The 16,141-nt window shown below is 50.3% G+C and carries 14 protein-coding genes; 8 read left to right on the top strand and 6 right to left on the bottom strand.

What is annotated here, in order from left to right; genetic code table 11:
* Positions 1-55 precede the first annotated feature (55 nt).
* The 4 genes from HBM92_RS23585 to glnA all read right to left on the bottom strand — a co-directional run bounded on the left by HBM92_RS23585 (position 56) and on the right by glnA (position 4,331).
* Positions 56-166, bottom strand: a complete 111-nt coding sequence (locus tag HBM92_RS23585; protein ID WP_000893994.1) for a YshB family small membrane protein — start codon at positions 164-166, stop codon at positions 56-58.
* A 111-nt stretch (positions 167-277) separates the two neighbouring features.
* Complete coding sequence (gene glnG, locus HBM92_RS23580) at positions 278-1,687, bottom strand: nitrogen regulation protein NR(I) (protein ID WP_001305064.1); 1,410 nt, start codon at positions 1,685-1,687, stop codon at positions 278-280.
* A gap of 11 nt (positions 1,688-1,698) precedes the next feature.
* Positions 1,699-2,748: a nitrogen regulation protein NR(II) gene (gene glnL, locus HBM92_RS23575; protein ID WP_000190574.1), complete on the bottom strand. Its 1,050-nt coding sequence runs from the start codon at positions 2,746-2,748 to the stop codon at positions 1,699-1,701.
* Positions 2,749-2,921: 173 nt separating this feature from the next.
* On the bottom strand, positions 2,922-4,331 hold the full coding sequence (glnA, locus tag HBM92_RS23570) for a glutamate--ammonia ligase (protein ID WP_001271717.1): 1,410 nt from the start codon (positions 4,329-4,331) through the stop codon (positions 2,922-2,924).
* A 372-nt stretch (positions 4,332-4,703) separates the two neighbouring features.
* Here glnA and typA point away from each other — a divergent pair, with 372 nt between their 5' ends.
* The 4 genes from typA to HBM92_RS23550 all read left to right on the top strand — a co-directional run bounded on the left by typA (position 4,704) and on the right by HBM92_RS23550 (position 9,810).
* Positions 4,704-6,527, top strand: coding sequence for a ribosome-dependent GTPase TypA (gene typA, locus HBM92_RS23565; protein ID WP_000570668.1), 1,824 nt, complete (start codon positions 4,704-4,706; stop codon positions 6,525-6,527).
* Between the two features lie 217 nt (positions 6,528-6,744).
* Positions 6,745-7,455, top strand: coding sequence for a GntR family transcriptional regulator (locus HBM92_RS23560; RefSeq protein ID WP_000829801.1), 711 nt, complete (start codon positions 6,745-6,747; stop codon positions 7,453-7,455).
* A 7-nt stretch (positions 7,456-7,462) separates the two neighbouring features.
* Entirely contained in the window at positions 7,463-8,443 is a 981-nt protein-coding gene (locus HBM92_RS23555; RefSeq protein ID WP_000256414.1) for a sugar phosphate isomerase/epimerase family protein, read from the top strand.
* A 101-nt stretch (positions 8,444-8,544) separates the two neighbouring features.
* On the top strand, positions 8,545-9,810 hold the full coding sequence (locus HBM92_RS23550) for an MFS transporter (RefSeq protein WP_000956320.1): 1,266 nt from the start codon (positions 8,545-8,547) through the stop codon (positions 9,808-9,810).
* Positions 9,811-9,869: 59 nt separating this feature from the next.
* Here HBM92_RS23550 and HBM92_RS23545 read toward each other — a convergent pair whose 3' ends face one another.
* Positions 9,870-10,658 (bottom strand): DeoR/GlpR family DNA-binding transcription regulator, encoded by a 789-nt coding sequence (locus HBM92_RS23545; protein ID WP_000022287.1) that lies wholly within the window; start codon positions 10,656-10,658, stop codon positions 9,870-9,872.
* A gap of 39 nt (positions 10,659-10,697) precedes the next feature.
* A complete protein-coding gene (locus tag HBM92_RS23540; RefSeq protein WP_000196712.1) occupies positions 10,698-11,594 on the bottom strand; it encodes a sugar kinase in 897 nt (298 codons plus the stop codon).
* Positions 11,595-11,766: 172 nt separating this feature from the next.
* Here HBM92_RS23540 and yihU point away from each other — a divergent pair, with 172 nt between their 5' ends.
* The 4 genes from yihU to HBM92_RS23520 all read left to right on the top strand — a co-directional run bounded on the left by yihU (position 11,767) and on the right by HBM92_RS23520 (position 16,103).
* The gene (yihU, locus tag HBM92_RS23535) at positions 11,767-12,645 is read left to right on the top strand and encodes a sulfolactaldehyde 3-reductase (RefSeq protein ID WP_000190782.1); all 879 of its coding nucleotides are present in this window, start codon (positions 11,767-11,769) and stop codon (positions 12,643-12,645) included.
* 24 nt (positions 12,646-12,669) lie between these two features.
* A complete protein-coding gene (locus tag HBM92_RS23530; RefSeq protein WP_000094544.1) occupies positions 12,670-13,557 on the top strand; it encodes an aldolase in 888 nt (295 codons plus the stop codon).
* Between the two features lie 32 nt (positions 13,558-13,589).
* Positions 13,590-14,600, top strand: a complete 1,011-nt coding sequence (locus tag HBM92_RS23525; protein ID WP_000357981.1) for a zinc-dependent alcohol dehydrogenase — start codon at positions 13,590-13,592, stop codon at positions 14,598-14,600.
* A gap of 69 nt (positions 14,601-14,669) precedes the next feature.
* Positions 14,670-16,103, top strand: coding sequence for an MFS transporter (locus HBM92_RS23520; RefSeq protein ID WP_000078433.1), 1,434 nt, complete (start codon positions 14,670-14,672; stop codon positions 16,101-16,103).
* Positions 16,104-16,141 lie beyond the last annotated feature (38 nt).

The raw sequence follows: 16,141 nt of genomic DNA, 5'->3' as shown, positions 1-16,141 counted from the left end.
GGTTGCGTCTTATCAGGCCTACGACTTTCTCCGCATCCGGCGTAAACAACGAGCTTCAGCTAAACAGCCCTATCATCGCGGCACACAGCACGGCAGCAACAGCAGTTTGCGGTGTGTGGCTGTCAACTGCGCCACTCGATACCAGATTAATTATTGATTCCAGCATAATGACTCTCCCCGTTTTCCGGGCAAGATCATACTGAACTTATCGGAACAGTAAAGCGCAAAATACCAGCAATTTGCGCTCAATAATCAATCTTTACACACAAGCCGTGAATCACTCCATCCCCAGCTCTTTTAACTTACGCGTCAGGGTGTTGCGACCCCAGCCAAGTAGCCGCGCCGCTTCCTGTTTATGCCCCTGCGTATGTCGCAGCGCGGTGGTCAGTAACGTCCGTTCCAGCTCTGGCTGTGCTTCGGAAAGCAGGTTTTGATGACCGGAACGCAGCGCTCTGTCTGCCCACTGTGCTAACAGCGTTGCCCAACTGTCCGGCTGCATGTGTGAAGTGCTTTCCGGTACGTTTGATTCAAACAGTTCGCCAGGCAAATCCTGAATCAACACTTCCTGCCCGGCGGCCATCACCGTTAGCCAGCGACAGGTGTTTTCCAGCTGGCGCACGTTGCCTGGCCACGCCAGACGCGTCAGCGCGGCTTCGGTTTCCGGATGCAGCAACTTCGCTTCTACGCCCAGCTCTCGCGCGGCAACCTGTAAAAAATGGCGTGCCAGACGGGGAATATCTTCCCGACGTTCGCGCAGTGGCGGCAGATGAACGCGGATGACGTTCAGGCGGTGGAACAGATCCTCACGGAACTTGCCTTCCAGCACCCGCTGTTCAAGATTCTGGTGAGTGGCAGCGATAATCCGCACATCTACTTTCACCGGCGCATAGCCGCCAACGCGATAAAACTGACCGTCTGCCAGCACGCGCAGCAAACGCGTTTGCACATCCAGCGGCATATCGCCAATTTCATCGAGAAATAATGTACCGCCATCAGCCTGTTCAAAACGCCCCTGACGAATGGTATTCGCGCCGGTAAATGCGCCTTTCTCGTGACCAAACAGTTCGGATTCGATCAAATCCTTCGGGATAGCCGCCATATTGAGCGCGATAAACGGCGCTTTGGCTCGCGGACTGTGGCGATGCAGGGCATGAGCGACCAGTTCTTTACCGGTGCCGGATTCGCCGTTAATCAGCACGCTAATAGAAGAACGCGAAAGCCGACCGATAATCCGGAACACGTCCTGCATGGCTGGCGCTTCACCGATGATATCGGTCGTTGGGCCGTTAAGCTGAACATTACGCGGCTGCTGCTGTTCCTGGTAATGACTGATGGCGCGCTCAACCAGCGCCACGGCTTCGTCGATATCAAACGGTTTGGGCAGATAATCAAATGCCCCTTGTTGATAGGCGCTGACGGCAGCATCCAGATCGGAATGTGCGGTCATAATGATGACCGGAAGCATCGGATGGCGCTGTTTAATCTGCTTGAGCAGCGCCAGCCCGTCCATTCCCGGCATACGGATATCTGAAAGCAGCACATCCGGCGTTTTGCTCGCCAGCGCCTCCAGTACTTCCGCGCCGTTCTCAAATGTCGTACAGGTTAAACCCGCTCCAGCGAGCGCACGTTCAAGCACCCAACGGATGGAACTATCGTCATCGACTACCCAGACTATCCCTCGTTGCATAAACGTCACCTTTATTTCCTGATAGGCAGGTAAACCGAGAACTCGGTATGACCTGGCCAACTGGTAAATTCAATTTTGCCTGAATGCTGATCAATCAAATTACGGGCGATGGATAAGCCAAGCCCGGTGCCACCTTCGCGGCCGCTGACCATCGGGTAAAACAGCGTATCCTGCAAATGAGGCGGAATGCCCGGCCCGTTATCTTCCACATCAATCCGCGCCGCCAGCCGATAGCGCTCGCCGTGTAAGGTCAGTTGAAACGCTGTGCGGGTACGTAGAATGATTTCACCACCCTCCGGCCCCAGCGCCTGTAGCGCATTGCGCACAATATTCAGCAAGACCTGTTCAATTTGATCCGGGTCGTGCGCCAGTTCCGGCAGGCTGGGGTCGTAATCCCGAATCAACCGCACGTTGTTCGGCAGTTCCATCGACACCAGCGTCACCACGCGTTCAGCCACTTTGTGAATACTTTCGGTAATGCGCGTACCGGGCAGCTGCGGCCCCAACAGACGGTCGACCAGATTTCGCAGCCGGTCCGCCTGTTCGATAATCACTTTGGTATATTCGAGTAGTGACGGGTCAGGTAATGCTTTGCTGAGCAGCTGCGCCGCGCCACGTAAACCGCCAAGCGGATTTTTAATCTCATGTGCCAGGCCGCGCACTAAATCACGGGCAGCAACCTGCTGGGCGTGCTGTAGCTGTTCCTGACTTAAGCGGCGCTGGTTATCCATCGGTGCCATCTCCAGCAGGATCATGCCGTCCGGCATACGCTGAGCCGTCACAGAAAGGATATGCGAGCGCCCGTCGATGACCAGCGTCACTTCGTTATCGGTAAAACCTTGCCCCGCCTCCAGACTTTCTTGCATCAGCTCGATATTTAATGAGAAGTAGCTCAACAGTTCCGGTAACGGCGTACCAAACAATTTGCGGGAGCTTTGGGCGAGCAGTTGTTGCGCGGCGGGGTTGGCGTAATGGATCGCCAGATTGTCATCGATTAACAAAATACTGTTAATCAGCGAGTTGAGGATCTGCCCAGCATCGGGCTGCGTGCCTGTTGCCATAAAGCAGTCTCCTGAACAGGTTGCACCATTTTAGTGCATTATAGCTTTTTACGGATAAAAAGCGCGAAGCATCAGAGAATTGACGGAGAAAAAAGCCCATGCAGAGATGGGCTGAAAGTTTCCACGGCAACTAAATCCCGGCGTTGTTGCGCCGGGTAGTACAACTTCAACTATTAGACGCTGTAGTACAGCTCAAACTCTACCGGATGCGGAGTCATACGCACGCGGTCATCTTCTTCGCGACGCAGAGCGATGTACGCATCGATCGCTTCATCCGTGAACACGCCACCAGCTTTCAGGAACTCGCGGTCCAGATCCAGTTCGTTCAGTGCTTCTTCCAGAGAGCCTGCAACCTGTGGGATCTCTTTCGCTTCTTCTGGCGGCAGGTCATACAGGTTTTTGTCCATGGCTTCGCCCGGATGGATCTTGTTCTTGATGCCATCAAGACCGGCCATCAGCAGGGCAGCAAAGCACAGGTACGGGTTAGCCGCCGGGTCCGGGAAACGTACTTCGATACGACGTGCTTTCGGAGAAGAAACCACCGGAATACGGATAGACGCAGAACGGTTACGCGCAGAGTAAGCCAGCATTACCGGTGCTTCGTAGCCCGGGACCAGACGCTTGTAAGAGTTGGTGGTCGGGTTTGCCAGGGCGTTAATCGCTTTAGCGTGTTTGATTACGCCGCCAATGTAGTACAGTGCCTGTTCAGACAGACCTGCGTATTTGTCGCCAGCAAACAGGTTGACGCCGTTTTTAGACAGCGACATGTGGCAGTGCATACCGGAACCGTTATCACCGAACATCGGTTTTGGCATAAAGGTCGCGGTCTTACCGAAACGGTGCGCCACGTTGTGCACGACATATTTGTAGATCTGAATTTCGTCAGCTTTTTTGGTCATGGTATTGAAGCGGGTAGCCACTTCGTTCTGACCTGCGGTAGCGACTTCGTGGTGATGAGCTTCAACTACCAGACCCATCTGTTCCATCACCAGACACATTTCAGAACGAATATCCTGAGCTGAGTCTACCGGCGGAACCGGGAAGTAACCGCCTTTCACTGCCGGACGGTGACCTTTGTTACCACCTTCATATTGGGTGGAGGAGTTCCATGCACCTTCGATATCGTCGATAGCAACGTGGGAACCGGAGATAGACGATCCGAAACGGATGTCATCGAACAGGAAGAATTCAGGTTCTGGCCCGAACAGTACGGTGTCGGCAATGCCAGTAGAACGCAGGTAATCTTCAGCGCGCTTCGCAATAGAGCGCGGGTCACGGTCATAGCCTTGCAGGGTGCCAGGTTCAAGGATGTCGCAACGGATAATCAGGGTAGAATCGGCGAAGAACGGGTCAATCACTGCGGTGGATGCGTCTGGCATCAGCACCATATCGGATTCGTTAATGCCTTTCCAGCCGCCAATCGAGGAGCCGTCAAACATTTTGCCTTCTTCGAAGAATTCGGCATTCACCTGATGAGCAGGGATAGTGACGTGCTGTTCTTTACCTTTGGTATCGGTGAAGCGCAAATCAACAAACTTCACTTCGTGCTCGTTCAGCATCGTCAGTACGTGTTCAGCGGACATACTTTAACTCTCCTGGATTGGTCATTGTCGTCGTGGTAACGAAATCTGCAATTAAATGGGCCGTGTCGCCGTAAAAAAGATAAAGCGAAATCTGTGCCAACTTTTAAATTGCCCCTAAAAGGCGTTATCATGCTTAACATCGTGCAAAAGGGCTGCACCATGATGTGAATGTTGCACCAATATAGTGCTTCAATGGGAACATTAAGCACCATATTGGTGCAATGACCTTTGGATAACCCTTTTTATGCTCCGTGAAAGCGATCACAAAGGGACTCTGCAATACTTGTTTGCGGAGGATGTTTGTGATCCTGTTTTGTAGTGCGATTAATCCGTGTACAATAACGCGCTATTTCTAATGCCTGAGGCAAAGTTGTGATCGAAAAATTGCGTAATATCGCCATCATCGCGCACGTAGACCATGGTAAAACCACCCTGGTAGACAAGCTGCTCCAACAATCCGGTACGTTCGACTCTCGTGCCGAAACCCAAGAGCGCGTGATGGACTCCAACGATTTGGAGAAAGAGCGTGGGATTACCATCCTCGCGAAAAACACCGCTATCAAATGGAATGATTACCGTATCAACATCGTTGATACCCCGGGGCACGCCGACTTCGGTGGTGAAGTTGAACGTGTAATGTCCATGGTAGACTCAGTGCTGCTGGTGGTTGACGCATTTGACGGCCCGATGCCGCAAACGCGCTTCGTAACCAAAAAAGCGTTTGCTTACGGCCTGAAGCCGATTGTTGTTATCAACAAAGTTGACCGCCCTGGCGCGCGTCCTGATTGGGTTGTGGATCAGGTATTCGATCTGTTCGTTAACCTCGACGCGACCGACGAGCAGCTGGACTTCCCGATCGTTTACGCTTCTGCGCTGAACGGTATCGCGGGTCTGGACCACGAAGATATGGCGGAAGACATGACCCCGCTGTACCAGGCGATTGTTGACCACGTTCCTGCGCCGGACGTTGACCTTGACGGTCCGTTCCAGATGCAGATTTCTCAGCTCGATTACAACAGCTATGTTGGCGTTATCGGCATTGGCCGCATCAAGCGCGGTAAAGTGAAGCCGAACCAGCAGGTTACTATCATCGATAGCGAAGGCAAAACCCGCAACGCGAAAGTCGGTAAAGTGCTGGGCCACCTCGGTCTGGAACGTATCGAAACCGATCTGGCGGAAGCTGGCGATATCGTGGCGATCACGGGCCTTGGCGAACTGAACATTTCTGACACCGTTTGCGACACGCAAAACGTTGAAGCGCTGCCGGCACTCTCCGTTGATGAGCCGACCGTTTCTATGTTCTTCTGCGTTAACACCTCGCCGTTCTGCGGTAAAGAAGGTAAGTTCGTAACGTCTCGTCAGATCCTGGATCGTCTGAACAAAGAACTGGTACACAACGTTGCGCTGCGCGTAGAAGAAACCGAAGACGCCGATGCGTTCCGCGTTTCTGGTCGTGGCGAACTGCACCTGTCTGTTCTGATCGAAAACATGCGTCGTGAAGGTTTCGAACTGGCGGTATCCCGTCCGAAAGTAATCTTCCGTGAAATCGACGGTCGTAAACAAGAGCCGTATGAAAACGTGACGCTGGACGTTGAAGAACAGCATCAGGGTTCTGTGATGCAGGCGCTGGGCGAACGTAAAGGCGACCTGAAAAACATGAATCCAGACGGTAAAGGCCGCGTACGTCTCGACTACGTGATCCCAAGCCGTGGTCTGATTGGCTTCCGTTCTGAGTTCATGACCATGACTTCCGGTACTGGTCTGCTGTACTCCACCTTCAGCCACTACGACGACGTACGTCCGGGCGAAGTGGGTCAGCGTCAGAACGGTGTACTGATCTCTAACGGTCAGGGTAAAGCGGTCGCGTTCGCGCTGTTCGGTCTGCAGGACCGTGGTAAGCTGTTCCTCGGTCACGGTGCAGAAGTTTACGAAGGTCAGATTATCGGTATTCATAGCCGCTCTAACGACCTGACTGTAAACTGCCTGACCGGTAAGAAACTGACCAACATGCGTGCTTCCGGTACTGACGAAGCCGTTGTTCTGGTTCCGCCTATCCGCATGACTCTGGAACAAGCTCTGGAGTTCATCGATGATGACGAACTGGTAGAAGTGACTCCGACCTCTATCCGTATTCGTAAACGTCACCTGACGGAAAACGATCGTCGTCGCGCCAACCGCGCACCGAAAGACGATTAATTTCGTTTTTTAGTCATAAAAAAACCTGCCAGCGATGGCAGGTTTTTTTTTGCCTGTCGTGAGCGCACACCAATGCGAGTATCTCCCTTATAAGTCTGTGATTACGTCAATAGAGAGCTTTGTCACAATTATCTGCAAAGTCATACGCCGTTAATTGCTTTCTTTTTTGGCGTAAGCGTAAGATGCCTCATCTGGTTTAAACCAAAAGGATTAAACAATGGCGGAGAATCAATCCACCGTAGAAAATGCAAAAGAGAAACTGGATCGGTGGTTGAAAGATGGCATCACCACGCCGGGTGGAAAACTCCCTTCAGAAAGAGAGCTGGGAGAACTGCTGGGCATTAAACGTATGACGCTGCGCCAGGCGTTGTTGAACCTCGAGGCAGAATCCAAAATCTTCCGTAAGGATCGTAAAGGGTGGTTCGTGACCCAGCCGCGATTTAATTACAGTCCAGAGCTGTCGGCGAGCTTTCAGCGGGCTGCAATTGAGCAAGGGCGGGAGCCTTCCTGGGGGTTTACCGAGAAAAGCCGTACCAGAGATATTCCCGAGACGCTCGTGCCACTGATTACAGTGACACCATCAACTGAACTCTATCGCATCACCGGCTGGGGAGCGCTGGAAGGACATAAAGTTTTCTATCACGAAACATATATTAATCCTGAAGTTGCCCCGGGTTTTATTGAACAACTTGAAAACCACTCATTTTCTGCAGTCTGGGAAAAGTGCTACCAAAAAGAGACGGTAGTAAAAAAATTGATTTTCAAACCCGTCAGAATGCCGGGCGATATCAGCAAGTATCTTGGCGGTTCTGCGGGTATGCCAGCGATCTTAATTGAAAAGCATCGCGCCGACCAGCAGGGCAATATTGTCCAGATAGATATTGAATATTGGCGATTTGAGGCCGTAGACCTCATCATTAATCTGTAGGTGTTTTATGGTGACAATAAATAACGCAAGAAAGATTCTACAACGTGTCGACACTCTTCCTCTTTATTTACATGCTTATGCCTTTCATTTAAATATGCGACTGGAAAGAGTGTTGCCTGCTGATTTACTTGATATCGCAAGTGAAAATAATCTACGTGGCGTCAAAATCCATGTTCTGGATGGAGAGCGTTTTTCTCTTGGTAATATGGACGATAAAGAACTCTCTGCCTTTGGGGATAAAGCCCGCCGTCTGAACCTTGATATTCATATTGAAACCAGCGCCTCAGATAAAAAATCTATTGACGAAGCCGTCGCCATCGCGTTGAAAACTGGGGCATCCTCCGTACGTTTTTATCCGCGTTATGAAGGTAATTTGCGCGACGTATTATCGATTATCGCTAACGACATTGCCTATGTACGAGAAACGTATCAGGACAGCGGCCTGACTTTTACGATCGAGCAGCATGAAGATTTAAAAAGTCATGAGCTGGTGTCGCTGGTCAAAGAAAGTGAGATGGAGTCTCTTTCCTTACTGTTTGATTTTGCGAACATGATCAATGCAAATGAGCATCCCATCGACGCTTTAAAAACGATGGCACCGCATATTACTCAGGTCCATATCAAAGATGCTTTGATCGTTAAAGAACAGGGTGGCCTGGGACATAAAGCCTGTATTTCAGGTCAGGGGGATATGCCCTTCAAAGCGTTATTAACGCACCTTATCTGCCTGGGTGATGATGAGCCGCAGGTGACGGCATATGGCCTGGAAGAAGAGGTTGATTATTATGCACCGGCGTTCCGCTTTGAAGACGAAGATGATAATCCGTGGATCCCTTATCGCCAGATGAGTGAAACACCATTGCCAGAAAATCATTTACTGGATGCGCGGTTACGTAAAGAAAAAGAAGATGCAATTAATCAGATAAATCATGTGCGTAACGTACTACAACAAATCAAACAAGAGGCAAACCATCTTCTGAACAACTAATAAGTTTTAACTCATACGCAGTTAATAAAACCATTCCATATGAATGGTCGGTATCTTATTGCCTTTAAAACAGTGATTTTAAAAATCGCTTAGGGAATGTTATGCTCACGAAAAAGAAATGGGCGTTATTTAGCCTATTAACACTGTGTGGCGGTACAATTTATAAATTACCGTCGCTGAAAGATGCGTTTTATATCCCGATGCAGGAATATTTCCATTTGACCAATGGTCAAATTGGTAATGCTATGTCGGTAAACTCATTTGTCACCACAGTGGGCTTTTTTCTGTCTATTTATTTTGCCGATAAACTACCGCGCAGATACACCATGTCATTCTCACTCATTGCGACAGGATTACTGGGTGTTTATTTGACGACAATGCCGGGGTATTGGGGCATCCTCTTTGTCTGGGCGCTATTTGGCGTTACTTGCGACATGATGAACTGGCCGGTCTTGCTCAAGTCGGTAAGTCGATTGGGCAATAGCGAACAACAAGGTCGGTTGTTTGGCTTCTTCGAAACAGGGCGTGGCATTGTCGATACCGTGGTGGCATTTTCTGCGTTGGCAGTATTTACCTGGTTTGGCAGTGGCTTATTGGGTTTTAAAGCAGGCATCTGGTTCTATTCCCTTATTGTGATTGCCGTAGGCATTATCATTTTCTTTGTCCTGAATGACAAAGAAGAGGCACCGTCCGTTGAGGTGAAAAAAGAAGACGGAGCATCGCAAAACACCAGTATGACCTCGGTGCTGAGAGACAAAACCATCTGGCTTATCGCTTTCAACGTCTTCTTCGTTTACGCGGTTTACTGTGGCCTAACATTCTTCATTCCATTCCTGAAAAACATCTATCTATTGCCCGTTGCTCTGGTGGGGGCTTACGGCATCATTAACCAATACTGTCTGAAAATGATTGGAGGACCGATTGGTGGCATGATTTCAGATAAGATCCTGAAATCGCCGAGTAAATATCTATGCTACACCTTTATCATCAGTACCGCTGCGCTCGTACTGTTGATTATGCTGCCGCACGAAAGTATGCCGGTCTATTTAGGGATGGCATGTACGCTGGGCTTTGGCGCTATAGTCTTCACACAGCGAGCCGTATTTTTTGCACCTATCGGCGAAGCAAAAATTGCTGAAAATAAAACAGGCGCGGCGATGGCGTTGGGTAGCTTTATTGGTTACGCCCCGGCGATGTTCTGCTTCAGTCTGTATGGCTACATTCTGGATTTAAATCCGGGGATTATTGGCTACAAAATCGTGTTTGGCATTATGGCCTGCTTCGCATTCTGTGGTGCGGTGGTTTCCGTAATGCTGGTTAAGCGTATTAGCCAACGTAAGAAAGAGATGTTGGCGGCTGAAGCTTAATTAGTGGCCGGATGTGCTTAATCCGGCCAACGAAAACCGTATCAACCGAAGTTTCAATTTCAGGATACTTCTTGCTCGGCAACCACCAGTTCAACATTCTCTTCACTTAACAACTGGCAGAAAGAATTGGGAGGCGGGGCATCAGTAAAAAAAGCCCTGACATTCCGTGCATTGCCAATTGAAACGGCAGCAGACGCGGTAAACTTCGTATGATCGGCCACTAACAATGTATTCCGCGCATGTTTAATCATCGTTCTCGCGACTAACGCTTCATTGACATCAAATTCCAGTAGGGTGCCGTCATGTTCAATGGCACCTATACTGGTGATTAAATAATCTGCGCGGAAGCCTTCAATAAAATCCACGGCTCCTGGGCCGATAATCCCACCGTTATGAGCGCGTAAAGTGCCTCCCGGCACCATCACTTCAATATCCTGATTCTTATAAAGAATCTGTGCCACACGCAGGCTATTAGTGATAATGCGTAAATCACGCCGGTTGAGTAATGCCCTGGCAACGGCTTCTACGGTTGTACCGATGGTGATAAAGACGGTACAGCGTTCGGGAAGGTAATCGGCGACTGCCTCAGCGATCGCCCGTTTCTCGGCGGTGAGCGAAAGTTCCCGTTGCTCAAAAGCGGTATTCATGACGCTGGAGACGCGCCCGGCCCCTCCATGATGACGGGTGATCAAGCCCTGCTCACTGAGTTTTCGGATATCCCGGCGCACGGTTTGCGTTGAAACATCCAGCAGTTGTGCCAGTTCTTCAATATTCATATAACCGCGTTCTGCGATTAGATGAACGAGTTGGTCATGGCGTGGATTACCTGTCACTTCGATGATACTCATGAATACTCCCTTGCCCCTCCTCGGTAGATGTTTACCATTTTACGCATAAAGTGACAAAAATGATTCGGTTTGCTCACGATTAGGAATGCCGGCCCGACCGCCAGGCTGGGTACATTTCATCGCGGCAACCGCACTGGCAAAACGAATAGCCTCTTTTGTTGGCATTTTTTCTGCCAACGCTACCGCGAGTGCGCCGTGAAAAACATCGCCTGCTCCAGTGGTATCAACCACATTGACAGAAAATGCCTCCTGTTGACACAAATGACCATCTTCAATCCACAACGATCCTTCAGAACCCAGCGTAACATACACTTTACCTGCTGTTTGTGTCGTTGCCTGGAACAAACCTTCTTCAGGTGACTGCAGGCCAGTCATGCGTTTCAGCCCTGGTGTTGAGAACACGGCGTGATCGGCAAGCGCGACAAGTGGAGAAATATCCTGCGGTGTCATATCGGCGTCTAAAAGCGTTGTCACACCCGCAAGGCGCGCTAGCGAGAATGCTTTTTCAGTACCGCTATGCCAGCGAACATCGGCCAGAATCAGATCATAACGAGAGAAATCGATCGCTTCTAACCATTCGGCATCAGTACCGAGATCAGGACTTGGATAATTAACGATAATCCGTTCGCCATGCTGATCAACGAGGATCGCTGATTGCGACGAACGGGCGTTAGGATATCGGCGGCAAAATGCGGTATTGACGCCCCAACCCTCAAGTTCTGCAAGTAAGGTATTTCCACAACTGTCATCGCCGATGCGACCGATGAAATCAACCTCCACGCCAAGCTTTGCGATTGCAACAGCGGCTGTTGCTGCCGGGCCGCCACCAATCTCAAGATAATGATTTGCCTGATATTTCCCGCCACCCTCCGGCAGAGTGGGCAAAGAATAAATTCTGTCCTGAACTGTGATACCCACGCATGCAATTCTGGTCATATTTGTCTTGTCCTGTTTAATTTTGTCGTCTTTGGTCAATTTAAATGACACAAATGATCAAATTAGTGATGCGTGTCGTGTTTTTGAACATAAATTACAAATATGCTCAAAAACAGACGAAAACGAATTTTCAATTGTCATTATTTTGTCAATGTCAGACAGGAGAGTATTCATGGCAACCATTGCATTTCTCGGGCTGGGGCAGATGGGTAGCCCAATGGCTAACAATCTATTGCAAAAAGGGCATTCATTACAGGTATTTGATGTCAATACACAGGCCGTCGATGCGCTAGTTACGCAGGGGGCCACTGCGGCACAAACCCCAGCGGAAGCGGCAGCAAGCGCTGAATTTATCATCACTATGCTTCCCAATGGGGACATTGTTCGACAGGTGCTGTTGGGGGAAAAAGGCGTCTGTGAAACTGTTTCATCTGACGCGTTAGTGATTGATATGTCGACTATTCATCCCTTACAGACCGATGCATTAATACGGGAATTACAAGAAAAAGGCATCAATATGATGGACGCCCCCGTGGGCAGAACGTCAGTGAATGCGATTGATGGCACATTGCTGATTTTAGCGGGCGGCACTGATGAGCAGATTGCGCGTGCACGCCCGATTCTCATGTGCATGGGTAATGAGCTGGTCGAGGCTGGTGGCCCAGGAATGGGGATCCGCGTGAAGCTAATTAACAACTATATGAGCATTGCGCTTAATGCGCTGTCCTCCGAAGCCGCTGTGTTATGTGAGTCACTGGGATTAAATCTTGATGTCGCAATTAAGGTGATGAGTGGTACGGCAGCAGGGAAAGGACATTTTACGACCACCTGGCCTGGCAAAGTGCTGAAAGGCGATCTTTCTCCCGCCTTCATGGTGGACCTGGCATTGAAAGATCTGCGTATTGCAGTTGACGTCGCTCGGAAAACGGGGGCGCCGCTCAATATGGGGATTGCAGCAGAAAGTTATTACGCCGCAGCAAGTCAAGACGGCAAAGGGCGGCAGGACTGGAGCGCCCTGCTAAATCAGGTTCGCCAGCAGGCTGGTCTTTAATTTTATCTATTAACAGGAGTTTCTATGTCATCCCACTTCACCCCATTTACGCTGAAAGATATCTCCCGCCCAGGTGGTGGATTCGCCATGTTAGCTGTCGATCAGCGTGAGGCCATGCGCCTGATGTTTGCGGCAGCAGGGCAGCCAAAACCCATCGCCGACAGTGTACTCACCGATTTTAAAGTTGCCGCGACCCGAATCCTTTCTCCTTATGCTTCTGCCGTTCTGGCGGATAAACAATTTTGTCTTGAACAAATAGTCGAGCAGGGCGCTGTGGCTAATTCTTGCGGCCTGATTGTCGCTGCCGATCTTTTTATCCCAGGTAATGGCATCCCGGTTGATAGCGTTGAAATAGATATGTCCGTCGACCCGCATAAAGCCCGTGAAATGGGGGCTAAGGCAATGAAATTACTTGTACTCTGGCGTGAAGATGAACCCGCAGAGGAACGTCTGGCAATGGTTGATAAATTTGTTCGTCGCTGCCGTAGTGCCGGGCTGGTTAGCATTATTGAACCTGTGGTGCGTCCACCTCGTCGCGGTTGGGACTTTGATCGTGAAAGCGCCATTGTTGCCGCCGCCGCAGAGCTTGGTGGAACAGAGGCTGATCTTTACAAAGCCGAGATGCCATTAGGGGGCAAAGGCGATGAAAAAACCTTACTTGCCGCCTGTCAGCAACTTAACGATCAGATGAAGATGCCGTGGGTAATTCTTTCTTCTGGCGTTGATGCCGATATTTTTGGCCGTGCAGTAAGTATTGCCATGAAAGGTGGTGCGTCGGGCTTCCTGGCTGGACGAGCGGTTTGGGCGTCGGTTGTTGGTGCACAAGATCCACAAACCATGCTGCGCGATGTCTCCGTTCCACGCTTGCAACGGCTGGCTGAAATTGTCGATGAAGGTATCGCGCAACGCTAATCCCCTATGGATATCGATTCTGGAGAATAACAATGGATAAAATTACCCAGGTTTTATTTTCAGATATTGGGAAAGTCACCACTCAATATGTTGAAGTACCACACCAGCAACTTAAACCGCACGAAGTACGGATTGCGCCCGTGTTCTACGGGATATGCGGTTCGGATCTGCATGTTCTGAAAGGCGGTCATCCGTTTGCCAAACCGCCTGTCGTCCCCGGTCATGAAATTGCAGCGCGCGTTACGGAAGTGGGCAGCGACGTTAAAAATGTACAGCCGGGCGATCATGTTGTGGTCGATCCCATCATGGCTTGCATGGAATGCCGAGCCTGCAAAGCAGGACGTTTTAATCTTTGTGAACCACCGCAGGTTGCTGGTTTCCGCGCACCGGGCTTTGCTCGCTCACAACACATTGTTCCTGCGCGTAATTGCCATGTCGCACCAGCCTCTTTACCGCTAAAAGTGTTGGCCTTTGCCGAACCGGCGGCTTGTGCTCGTCACTGCGTTAACCGAATGCCGAAAGCTTCTCTGGAAAGCGTACTGGTGATTGGTGCCGGAACGATAGGCTTATCCATCGTGCAGGCACTGCGCATTATGGGGGCAGGTAAGATTACCGTGATTGAACCTGACGCTGCCAAACGCGCGCTGGCGTTAAAGCTGGGCGCAGCAGAAGTTTGGGCACCAGGTGAGCTGGCCGCAGATGTGCGATTTACGGGGGCGATTGATGTCGTTGCAGCGCAGGCCACGCTTAACGATGCATGTACCCGTGTATATGCCGGAGGCACCGTCGTGTGCATGGGCGTACCAAGTGGGCCGCGTGAAATACCATTACCGATGATGCAACGTTTCGAGCGTGACTTGCTCAACTCTGGCATGTACATCCCTGAAGATTTCGATGCTGTTATCGAATGGCTGGCGGATGGGCGGTTTGATACCAGTGAACTGGTTACCGATTTATTTGCCATTGAGGATGCAGCGGCGGCATTCGAACGCGCGCAGCAAAATGATTCCATAAAGGTCATGCTGCAATTTGCGCCGGAATGATTTTCTAAATCTCTGTCTGGCGCTGCGTCACGCCAGCGCCACCCTACAACAATTAAAAAGGACACTGCGATGAGTCAAATCACCAGTCCTGCAACTTATTCAATTAGTCGGCCACAGGACGTAATTGATATTGTTAATAAGAACTCTGCAATCAACACCAGTATCGGCGTTATTTTTATTGCTTTGGGCGGCATATTGATTGATGCCTACCAGGCGGCGATGGTGGGGTTTGGTAATAAATACATTGCCGCTCAATTCGGCATTTCGCCGGGTCTTGCTGCAACCGTCAATGCATCAGTATTAATCGCCGCGTTAATTGGCGGTTTATTAGCGAACCGAGTAATAAACCGCTTTGGGCAAAAGCGGGCATTTATTATTGGCATGGGGCTGTGCACCATCGGTGCTGCAGCGGTAGCTATTGCTCCCAGTATCTGGTGGGTGCTGGTGTGCCGCGTCATCATGGGCTTTGGTTTAGGCATCGACTTCCCTTTGGCAACCAATGCCGTGGCAGAGCTTCGTGGTTCAACGTCGAAGAAAACCGGCACGTCGGTCAACCTCTGGCAAATGGCCTGGTATGTTTCGACAACCGTTGTTTATTTGGTGCTTTTGCCGCTGCTTCTGTCGGGTATCGCTGAAGAACAATTGTGGCGTTACGGAATATTCATCGGAGCTATTTTTGCAGTCATCTTCATGATTTTGCGTTACTTCTTTATTGGTGAATCCGCAATGTGGGCCGCACGCGTCGGGCGTTACCAGGAAGCGTGCGACATTCTGGGAAAACGTTATGGTGTTCAGGCTCGCGTTGCGGCATCGGGTACAACAGAAGCGAAATTCTCGGAAAAAGCAGAGAATAAATACAGTGGTGGATATGGCATCTTATTTAATGATCGTTACCGCAAACGCACCATTCTTGGCTGTGTCGTGGCAACCATGCAGGCGTGGCAATATAACGCCGTAGGTGTTTATCTTCCTCTTACGTTGGCGGGAATAATAAGTGGCGGGCTTACTGGCGCGTTAACCGGTTCTGCCGTCGTGAATGCCCTTTGTGGGGTGACAGGCGGGATGATCGGCTCGTTTATTCTCCAACGACTGGGTACTCGCCGACAGTCGATGTATGGATTTGCTGTTGTGACCTTAGCATTGCTGTCGTTAGGCGCACTGGCAACGACTAATCCCTGGCTGTCTTTAGGGTTATTGGGATCAATTATTTTCTTCCATTCAGCGGGTCCTGGTGGGCTGGGCATGACCATTGCCACACTCTCTTATCCTCCCGCTATTCGCCCTACTGGGGTCGGATTTGCCCGCGCTATTATGCGCACAGGGGCAATTGCAGGACTCATTTTCTGGCCGATGCTGTGGGGTGCGTTGAAAACTGAAGCGTTTTACTGGTTGGCAATCGTGCCATTCCTGGGATTCCTGACCTGTGTATTGATTAATTGGGAACCACTGGGTGCAAATGTTGATGCTGAGGACGCAGAGGTTCTGGCTGAATTGAAGAAATAATTTAATGCGCATCGGTTTAAGCCGATGCGCATTAATTC

It is taken from the genome of Escherichia sp. E.sYA108 (genome assembly GCF_011754335.1).
Lineage (GTDB): Bacteria > Pseudomonadota > Gammaproteobacteria > Enterobacterales > Enterobacteriaceae > Escherichia > Escherichia coli.
This window is presented reverse-complemented; position numbering and strand designations above follow the sequence as displayed.

Coding starts and splice junctions, on each gene's coding strand:
- HBM92_RS23585 (WP_000893994.1), bottom strand. CDS start 166: ATGCTGGAATCAATAATTAATCTGGTATCGAGTGGCGCAGTTGACAGC.
- glnG (WP_001305064.1), bottom strand. CDS start 1,687: ATGCAACGAGGGATAGTCTGGGTAGTCGATGACGATAGTTCCATCCGT.
- glnL (WP_000190574.1), bottom strand. CDS start 2,748: ATGGCAACAGGCACGCAGCCCGATGCTGGGCAGATCCTCAACTCGCTG.
- glnA (WP_001271717.1), bottom strand. CDS start 4,331: ATGTCCGCTGAACACGTACTGACGATGCTGAACGAGCACGAAGTGAAG.
- HBM92_RS23560 (WP_000829801.1), top strand. CDS start 6,745: ATGGCGGAGAATCAATCCACCGTAGAAAATGCAAAAGAGAAACTGGAT.
- HBM92_RS23555 (WP_000256414.1), top strand. CDS start 7,463: ATGGTGACAATAAATAACGCAAGAAAGATTCTACAACGTGTCGACACT.
- HBM92_RS23550 (WP_000956320.1), top strand. CDS start 8,545: ATGCTCACGAAAAAGAAATGGGCGTTATTTAGCCTATTAACACTGTGT.
- HBM92_RS23545 (WP_000022287.1), bottom strand. CDS start 10,658: ATGAGTATCATCGAAGTGACAGGTAATCCACGCCATGACCAACTCGTT.
- HBM92_RS23540 (WP_000196712.1), bottom strand. CDS start 11,594: ATGACCAGAATTGCATGCGTGGGTATCACAGTTCAGGACAGAATTTAT.
- yihU (WP_000190782.1), top strand. CDS start 11,767: ATGGCAACCATTGCATTTCTCGGGCTGGGGCAGATGGGTAGCCCAATG.
- HBM92_RS23530 (WP_000094544.1), top strand. CDS start 12,670: ATGTCATCCCACTTCACCCCATTTACGCTGAAAGATATCTCCCGCCCA.
- HBM92_RS23525 (WP_000357981.1), top strand. CDS start 13,590: ATGGATAAAATTACCCAGGTTTTATTTTCAGATATTGGGAAAGTCACC.
- HBM92_RS23520 (WP_000078433.1), top strand. CDS start 14,670: ATGAGTCAAATCACCAGTCCTGCAACTTATTCAATTAGTCGGCCACAG.